The organism is Rhodovulum imhoffii, assembly GCF_003046545.1.
GTDB classification, from domain to species: domain Bacteria; phylum Pseudomonadota; class Alphaproteobacteria; order Rhodobacterales; family Rhodobacteraceae; genus Rhodovulum; species Rhodovulum imhoffii.
The window spans coordinates 39,919-46,827 of sequence record NZ_QAAA01000017.1 but is presented as its reverse complement, the minus strand read 5'-3'; the positions used below and the strand labels follow the sequence as shown (position 1 = coordinate 46,827).

Annotated in this window: 6 protein-coding genes; 1 reads left to right on the top strand and 5 read right to left on the bottom strand. The window is 62.1% G+C overall.

Going from position 1 to position 6,909, the window contains the following annotated elements; translation table 11 throughout:
- Positions 1-155: 155 nt before the first annotated feature.
- The 5 genes from C8N32_RS12055 to C8N32_RS12035 all read right to left on the bottom strand — a co-directional run bounded on the left by C8N32_RS12055 (position 156) and on the right by C8N32_RS12035 (position 5,371).
- Complete coding sequence (locus C8N32_RS12055; protein ID WP_107893241.1) at positions 156-911, bottom strand: ABC transporter ATP-binding protein; 756 nt, start codon at positions 909-911, stop codon at positions 156-158.
- A 12-nt stretch (positions 912-923) separates the two neighbouring features.
- Positions 924-1,679, bottom strand: a complete 756-nt coding sequence (locus C8N32_RS12050; protein WP_107893245.1) for an ABC transporter ATP-binding protein — start codon at positions 1,677-1,679, stop codon at positions 924-926.
- A gap of 13 nt (positions 1,680-1,692) precedes the next feature.
- On the bottom strand, positions 1,693-2,889 hold the full coding sequence (locus C8N32_RS12045) for a branched-chain amino acid ABC transporter permease (RefSeq protein ID WP_107893240.1): 1,197 nt from the start codon (positions 2,887-2,889) through the stop codon (positions 1,693-1,695).
- A gap of 3 nt (positions 2,890-2,892) precedes the next feature.
- On the bottom strand, positions 2,893-3,924 hold the full coding sequence (locus C8N32_RS12040; RefSeq protein WP_107893239.1) for a branched-chain amino acid ABC transporter permease: 1,032 nt from the start codon (positions 3,922-3,924) through the stop codon (positions 2,893-2,895).
- Positions 3,925-4,018: 94 nt separating this feature from the next.
- Positions 4,019-5,371 carry a substrate-binding protein gene (locus tag C8N32_RS12035; RefSeq protein WP_107893238.1) on the bottom strand — a complete coding sequence of 451 codons (1,353 nt, stop codon included), beginning with the start codon at positions 5,369-5,371 and terminating at the stop codon, positions 4,019-4,021.
- Between the two features lie 212 nt (positions 5,372-5,583).
- On the opposite strand from C8N32_RS12035, the gene C8N32_RS12030 reads away from it, so the two are divergent.
- Positions 5,584-6,876 (top strand): helix-turn-helix transcriptional regulator, encoded by a 1,293-nt coding sequence (locus C8N32_RS12030; protein WP_107893237.1) that lies wholly within the window; start codon positions 5,584-5,586, stop codon positions 6,874-6,876.
- Positions 6,877-6,909: the final 33 nt, after the last annotated feature.

Genomic DNA, 6,909 nt, shown 5'->3' with positions numbered 1-6,909 from the left:
GAACCCCTCAGGATCCTCAACAGAAAAACGGTACATCTCAGAATAACGAGGCGCATCAATGTGCGAACTCAAAGCAAAATCCGCCAAAGGCGGGTAGACCGGGTTCTTCATTTCCATATCCTCCCATCGTGCATGACCTGACGGCCCTCCAGACGTCAGATGGCCAGATACTCGGCACGCAGGGCTGCATCCTTGAGAACTTCCTCTGCGGAGCCGTCAAATACGATCTGGCCGGTGTCCAGAATAACGGCGCGATCGGCCAGTTCCAGTGCGCGAATCGCATTCTGCTCCACGAGGATCGTCGTGATCCCCTGTTCCTTGATATGGATGAGCGTCTTTTCGATCTCGTCGACGATGACCGGCGCGAGCCCCTCATAGGGTTCGTCGAGCAGCAGCACCTTGATGTCGCGGGCCAGCGCGCGGGCGATGGCCAGCATTTGTTGCTCCCCGCCCGACAGGGTTACGCCCTCCTGCTTGCGGCGCTCCCCGAGGCGGGGGAAGAGGTCGTAAAGGCGCTCCAGCGACCAGCCGACCGGCTCCACGATCTGGGCCAGTTGCAGGTTTTCCTCCACTGTCAGCCCGGCAATGATGCGCCGGTCCTCGGGCACCAGCGCCAGCCCGTGTACGCTGGCCTCATACGAGGTCATCGTATGCAGGTGCTTGTGGTCGAGCCAGATTTCCCCGTGGGTAACCTGCGGGTCGTCGAGCCGTGCGATGGCACGCAGGGTCGAGGTCTTGCCTGCCCCGTTTCGCCCGAGCAGGGCAAGGATCTCGCCCTCATGGACATTGAAGCTGACGCCTTGCACGATATAGCTTTCGCCGTAATATGCGTGCAGGTCATAGACCGACAGGTAGGCCGGTGCCGTGGCCGCCTGGTTGGCGTGTTTGTTGAAATCGGGTTTGACGTTCATGTCCGCGCCTCCTCAGTGCGCTTGTCCAAGATAGGCTTCCTGTACCTTCGGATGCCCCTTGATCTTTTCGGGCACATCTTCGACCAGCGGTGTGCCTTGCGCCAGAACGGTGATCCGGTCCGCCAGGCTGAACACGACGTGCATGTCATGTTCGATGATCGCCATGGTGATGTCGCGCGTTTCCTTGATCTGCTTGAGCAAATCGATCGTGTTGTTGGTATCGGCGCGGGCCATGCCGGCGGTCGGTTCGTCCAGCAGCAACAGGCGGGGCTCCTGTACCAGGCACATGGCCATTTCCAGCCGCCGCTTGTCCCCGCGAGACAGGCTGGCGGCGTGCATGTGGCGCTTTTCGGCCATGTTCAGGTCTTCCAGCATCTGTAGGGCGCGCTCATTCAGGGCGCGCTCATTCGCGACGGTTTCGAAGGGATGCAGGCGGAATGCCCCGTCACGCTTGGCGAAACAGGGGATCAGCATGTTTTCCATCACCGTCAGGTCGCCGAAGATTTCCGGTGTCTGGAACACGCGGGATATCCCCATCTGGTTGATTTCATGTGGTTTTCTTCCCAGAACGGACTGGCCGTCGAACATGACGCTTCCGGTGTCGGGGATCAGCTTGCCGACAAGGCAGTTCAACAGCGTCGACTTTCCCGCCCCGTTTGGCCCGATGATGGCGTGGACGGTGTTTTCCGCCACCGAGAGGTTCACATCCCCCAGTGCCTGAAGTCCGCCGAACCGCTTTCCTACGCCTTTGACTTCGAGGATACCCATGGCTTCGTCCTTTTCATTCGCCGACATGAGGCGCGGGTTTGGGCTGATGCCGGCTATCGCTGTCGGGGCGGCGACGGAACAGACGCGCGATCCGCTGACCGCCCTCGATCAGGCCGCCGGGCAGGAAGATCACGACCAGCATGAACAGGATCCCCAGGGTCAGGTGCCAGCCCTTGCCCACGAAGGGATGCATCAATGCCACCAGGAAGTTTTCCAGCCCGTCGGGCAGGAAGGCGAACCAGGCGTGCAGGACATTATCGTTGATTTTCGAGAAGATGTTCTCGAAATACTTGATGAAACCCGCCCCCAGTACCGGCCCCATCAGGGTTCCTGCGCCGCCGAGGATGGTCATCAGAACGACCTCTCCGCTGGCGGTCCACTGCATGCGTTCGGCGCCGGCCAGAGGGTCCATCGCCGCCAGAAGCCCGCCGGCGAGACCCGCGTAGATGCCCGAGATCACGAAGGCCGCCAGCGTATAGGGCCGCGGGTTCAGCCCCGTGTAGTTCAGCCGCGTCTGGTTGGTCTTGATTGCCCGCAGCATCATCCCGAAGGGGGAGCGGAATATCCGCAGGCTGATATAAAAGGCGAGGATCGCGACGATGGCGCAGAAGTAGTAGCCGATGTTGAAGGTGAAAAGCCAATCCCCCACCGGCAGCTGCACCGAGTCGCGCATCACGAGCCCGAAGATGTGCGGGCTGGTGGGGGCGTTGGCGCCCATCAGCACCTGCGGGTCATTGCTGTAGACCTGAAGCCCGGTTTCCCCGTTGGTGATCGGGGTCAGCACCGAATAGGCGAGGTTGTAGCTCATCTGCGCGAAGGCCAGCGTCAGGATGGAAAAGTAGATGCCCGAGCGGCGCAGCGAGATGAAACCGATCAGCAGCGCGAACAGCCCCGAGATCACCATCGCCAGCACAAGGCCCGGCAGAATGTTGTATCCCAGCAGCTTGTACATCCAGACCACGGTGTAGGAGCCGACCCCAAGGAAGGCCGCGTGTCCGAAGGACAGATACCCCGTCAGCCCGAACAGGATGTTGAAGCCTATGGCAAAGATGCCGAAGATCGCGAAGCGCTGCATCAGGTCCGGGTAACCGGCATTGAACTGCGCCAGCCCGGAGCTTTCGGGGAACGGTTGCAGCAGCAGCGGCGTGGCCAGCGTCAGGAAGACGACGATCAACAGGAAACGGGTGTCTCGTGGGTTCAGTCCGAACATGGGTCAGTCCTCCATCACGCCCTTGCGACCCATCAGGCCGCGGGGCCGGGTCAGCAGGATGATGATCGCGATCAGGTAGATGATGACCTGATCGATTCCGGGGATGATGCTCTTGATTTCGTTCATCGAGGCAAAGCTTTGCAGGATGCCCAGAAGAAACCCCGCCAGAACCGCGCCGGGCAGGGACCCCATGCCGCCCACCACCACGACGACGAAACTGAGCACGAGAAAATCCATTCCCATGTGATAGTTGGGGGCGAGGATGGGGGTGTACATCACCCCGGCCAGCCCCGCGACGGCCGCCGCCAGCCCGAACATGACTGTAAAGCGACGGTCGATATTGATGCCCAGCAGGCCGACGGTTTCGCGGTCTGCCATGCCGGCCCGTACCACCATGCCGAAAGTGGTGAACTGCAGGAAGGAAAAGACCGCGCCGATGATCGCCAGTGAAAACAGGAAATAGACCATGCGCCAGTAGGGATAGATGATCACGTTCGGGTCGAAGCCCAGTATCGCGCCGAAATCGAAGCTGCCTGAAAATACCGAAGGGGCGGCAACCTGAATGGGGTTCGCCCCGAAAAAGTACTTGATGATCTCCTGGAGCACGATGGCAAGCCCAAAGGTGACCAGGATCTGATCGGCGTGGGGCCGCTTGTAGAAATGTTTTATAAGTCCGCGCTCCATCGCGTAGCCCAGCCCGATCATGACGGGGATCGCCAGAAAGATCGACAGCGGCACCGACCAGTCCAGCAAAGCGCCGCCGGTTTCCGGCCCGAACCAGCTTTCGATGTAAGGCACCTGCACCTTCAGCGGGTTGCCCAGAAAGTCGGTACGGCTTGGGTCGACCTGTTCGAAGGACAGGTTCAGAATCCGCTGCATGGTTACGGCGCAGAAGGCCCCGATCATGAACAGCGCGCCATGGGCGAAGTTCACCACGCCCAGCGTGCCGAAGATCAGTGTCAGCCCCAACGCGATCAGGGCGTAGGCCGAGCCTTTGTCGAGCCCGTTGAGAATTTGAAGAATGATGGCTTCCATCGTCCCTTCCCCAGGAAAGTTCCGCTCCGCCCGACGTTGCATCCGGGGCCGGTCCTGCCGCGCCGGCGTGGCGCGGCAGGCGTTGCGTTAGGTTTCAGGCGCCGCTGTTGCACTCGCCCAGGGTGGCCTCTGCCCCGCCGAACATCGGATGTTCGGGGGCGTATTCGACCTGGGCGCGCGGTGTCACCTCGACCACCTCCAGAACATCGAACTGGGTGGTGGGGTTTTCCGCGCCTTTCATGACCAGCACATCCTTGAAGCACTGGTGATCTTCGGCACGATAGGTGGTCGGACCGTTGCCCATGCCGTCGAATTCGAACCCTTCCAGCGCCTCGACCACGGCGCAGGGGTTGAACGACCCCGCCCGCGCCACCGCGTCGGCATAGAGAAGGACCTGCACATAGCAGGTGTGCGCCGAGTTGGATGGCGGGCGGCCGTATTTTTCGCCGAAGGATTTCACGAAGGCCTTGGTCCCTTCATCCTGAAGCTGCCAGTTCCAGTTCATCGAGCCGTAGACGCCCTTGATGTTGGCGCCCGCGCCCTCGGCCATCAATTCGGAATAGAGCGGTACGACGATCTCGAAGTTCTTGCCGTTTACCTGCTTGTCGCGCAGGCCGAACTGAACCGCCTGAGTCAGCGAGTTGACCATGTCGCCGCCATAGTGGTTGAGCACCAGAACATCCACGCCCGCGTTCAGCACCGGCGCGATGTAGGACGAAAAATCGCCTGCGCCGACCGGCGTCAGCACGTTGTTGGCGGTTTCCCAGCCCAGCGCCTCGGTCGAGGCCTGGATGGATTCCTGCTGAGTGTAGCCCCAGGTATAGTCGGCGGTCAGATGATAGGCGCGCCGGTCGTTGCCATAGGCCTTCTCCAGCACGGGCGCCAGGGCGGCACCGGACATGTAGGCATTGAAGAAATGGCGGAAACCGTTGCGCTTGCGGTCTTTGCCGGTGGTGTCGTTGGAATGGGTCAGGCCGGCCATGAAGATGATACCGGCTTCCTGGCACAGGCCCTGCACCGCGACGGCCACGCCCGAAGACGAGCCGCCGTTGATCATCACCACGCCATCCTTCTCGATCATCGACTTGGCAGAGGCCCGCGCGGCATCGGACTTGGTCTGGGTGTCGCCGGTGACGAATTCGACTTTCTTTCCGAGAATCCCGGTTCCGTCCAGCGCCTTGGAACTGAAGGTGTTCAGCATCCCGCCATCGCCCATGCCATTGAGATGCTCAACCGCCAGTTCCTGGGCGCGGAGTTCATCAAGCCCTTCTTCGGCATAGGGCCCGGTCTGGGGGACGTTGAAGCCCAGTTTGACAGTGCCGCCCATGGGCTCGTTGGTGAAGGCCGAGGCGCGCCCGGCCGTGAAAATCGTCGGAAGCGCAACGCCGGCACCGGCGACCGCGCCGGTTTTCAGCACGCCGCGGCGCGTCAGGTACGAGTTGGTCATTTGATCCTCCCGTTGGTGGGTGGGCCGGGGCTTGCGCCCGGTTCCCGTTGCTTTACAAAGCGCCCCCAGTATCCGCGAGGGTTCGAAAATCTTGCAACAATCCCTTTTCTGAAAAAGATTTTCTTGTAAAATTTTCGACTATGGCGATGCAGAAACTGTAAAATCCTTCTCCTGCACCCGCAGAAAGTCATTGAGAGGATGGAGTTTTCCAGATGCCCCGCAACGTTTTGACAGGCACCCGGATTCGCGAAAGACGCATGATGATGGGAGTTCGGCAGGCCGACCTGGCCCACGCGGTGGGTATTTCTCCGTCCTACCTGAACCTGATCGAACATAACCGTCGCAGAATCGGGGGTAAGCTGCTCAACGAGATTGCCCGCCGGCTCGAGGTCGACGCCGCTGCGCTGACCGAGGGGGCGGGGGCGGCCATGCTGGACCGTTTGCGCGTCGCCGCGGTGGGCCATGACAGCGCGGAGCAGGACCGGATAGAAGAATTTGCCGGCCGCTTTCCCGGCTGGGCGCAATTGCTGGCGGACACACAGCGCCACATCCGCCGGCTGGAGCGCACGGTGGAAATGCTGACCGACCGCATGACGCACGATCCGTTCCTGTCGGCGTCGGTGCATGAAGTGCTCTCCACGGTGACGGCGATCCGTTCCACCGCGGCGATCCTGATCGAGACCGAGGATATCGACCCGGAGTGGCGCCGCCGCTTTCATCGCAACATCGGGGATGAAAGCACGCGGTTGGCGGAAAGTGCCCAGGCGCTGGTGAATTATCTGGACAATTCCGGCGGGGACGACCTGTTGCGCAACTCCCCGCAGGAAGAGGTCGAGGTGTGGCTGAAGGCACAGTCCTACCACCTGGCGGTGCTGGAGGGGCCGGATCCGCCGTCGCCCGAAACGGTCATCGCGCAGGCGGGCGCGTTGGATTCCGCATCCGCACGGGACCTTGCGCTGGCCTATCTGCGCCGCTACAGGGCCGATGCGCTCAAACTGCCGTTGGAACCGTTCTGTGAGGCGCTGGAGGTGCTCGGCCCCGATCCCGGCGCGTTGGCGGACCGGTTCGCGGTGTCGGCGACGGCGGTGTTCCGGCGCCTTGCATCCTTGCCGCCGGAACGGGCGCCGGGGCCGGTGGGACTGGCCATATGCGACGGCTCCGGCACGCTGACGTTTCGCAAGCCGGTAGAGGGTTTCAACCCGCCCCGCTTCGGCGCAGCCTGTCCGCTTTGGCCGCTGTACCAGGCGCTGTCGCGGCCCACGATGCCTGTGCGCGGGGTGATCGAACTGGCCGGCCGGTTGTCCGCCCGGTTCCTGACCTACGCGCTTTGCCTGCCGCGTCGCGTCGGCGGATTCGGGGGGCCGCAGGTGTTCGAGGCGTCGATGCTGATCCTGCCCGCTCCGCCCGGAGAGCAGGGACAGCCGGTCGGTGCGTCGTGCCGGATCTGCCCGCGGGAAGATTGTGTCGCCCGGCGCGAACCCTCCATCATCGCGCATGGGTTTTGACAGCACGGACCAATCCGGTGATAAAATGGCGCA

What these genes read in the sequence shown, in the direction of transcription:
- C8N32_RS12050 (WP_107893245.1), bottom strand. Translation starts at nt 1,679, where the DNA reads ATGGGTATCCTCGAAGTCAAAGGCGTAGGAAAGCGGTTCGGCGGACTT.
- C8N32_RS12045 (WP_107893240.1), bottom strand. Translation starts at nt 2,889, where the DNA reads ATGTTCGGACTGAACCCACGAGACACCCGTTTCCTGTTGATCGTCGTC.
- C8N32_RS12030 (WP_107893237.1), top strand. Translation starts at nt 5,584, where the DNA reads ATGCCCCGCAACGTTTTGACAGGCACCCGGATTCGCGAAAGACGCATG.
- C8N32_RS12040 (WP_107893239.1), bottom strand. Translation starts at nt 3,924, where the DNA reads ATGGAAGCCATCATTCTTCAAATTCTCAACGGGCTCGACAAAGGCTCG.
- C8N32_RS12055 (WP_107893241.1), bottom strand. Translation starts at nt 911, where the DNA reads ATGAACGTCAAACCCGATTTCAACAAACACGCCAACCAGGCGGCCACG.
- C8N32_RS12035 (WP_107893238.1), bottom strand. Translation starts at nt 5,371, where the DNA reads ATGACCAACTCGTACCTGACGCGCCGCGGCGTGCTGAAAACCGGCGCG.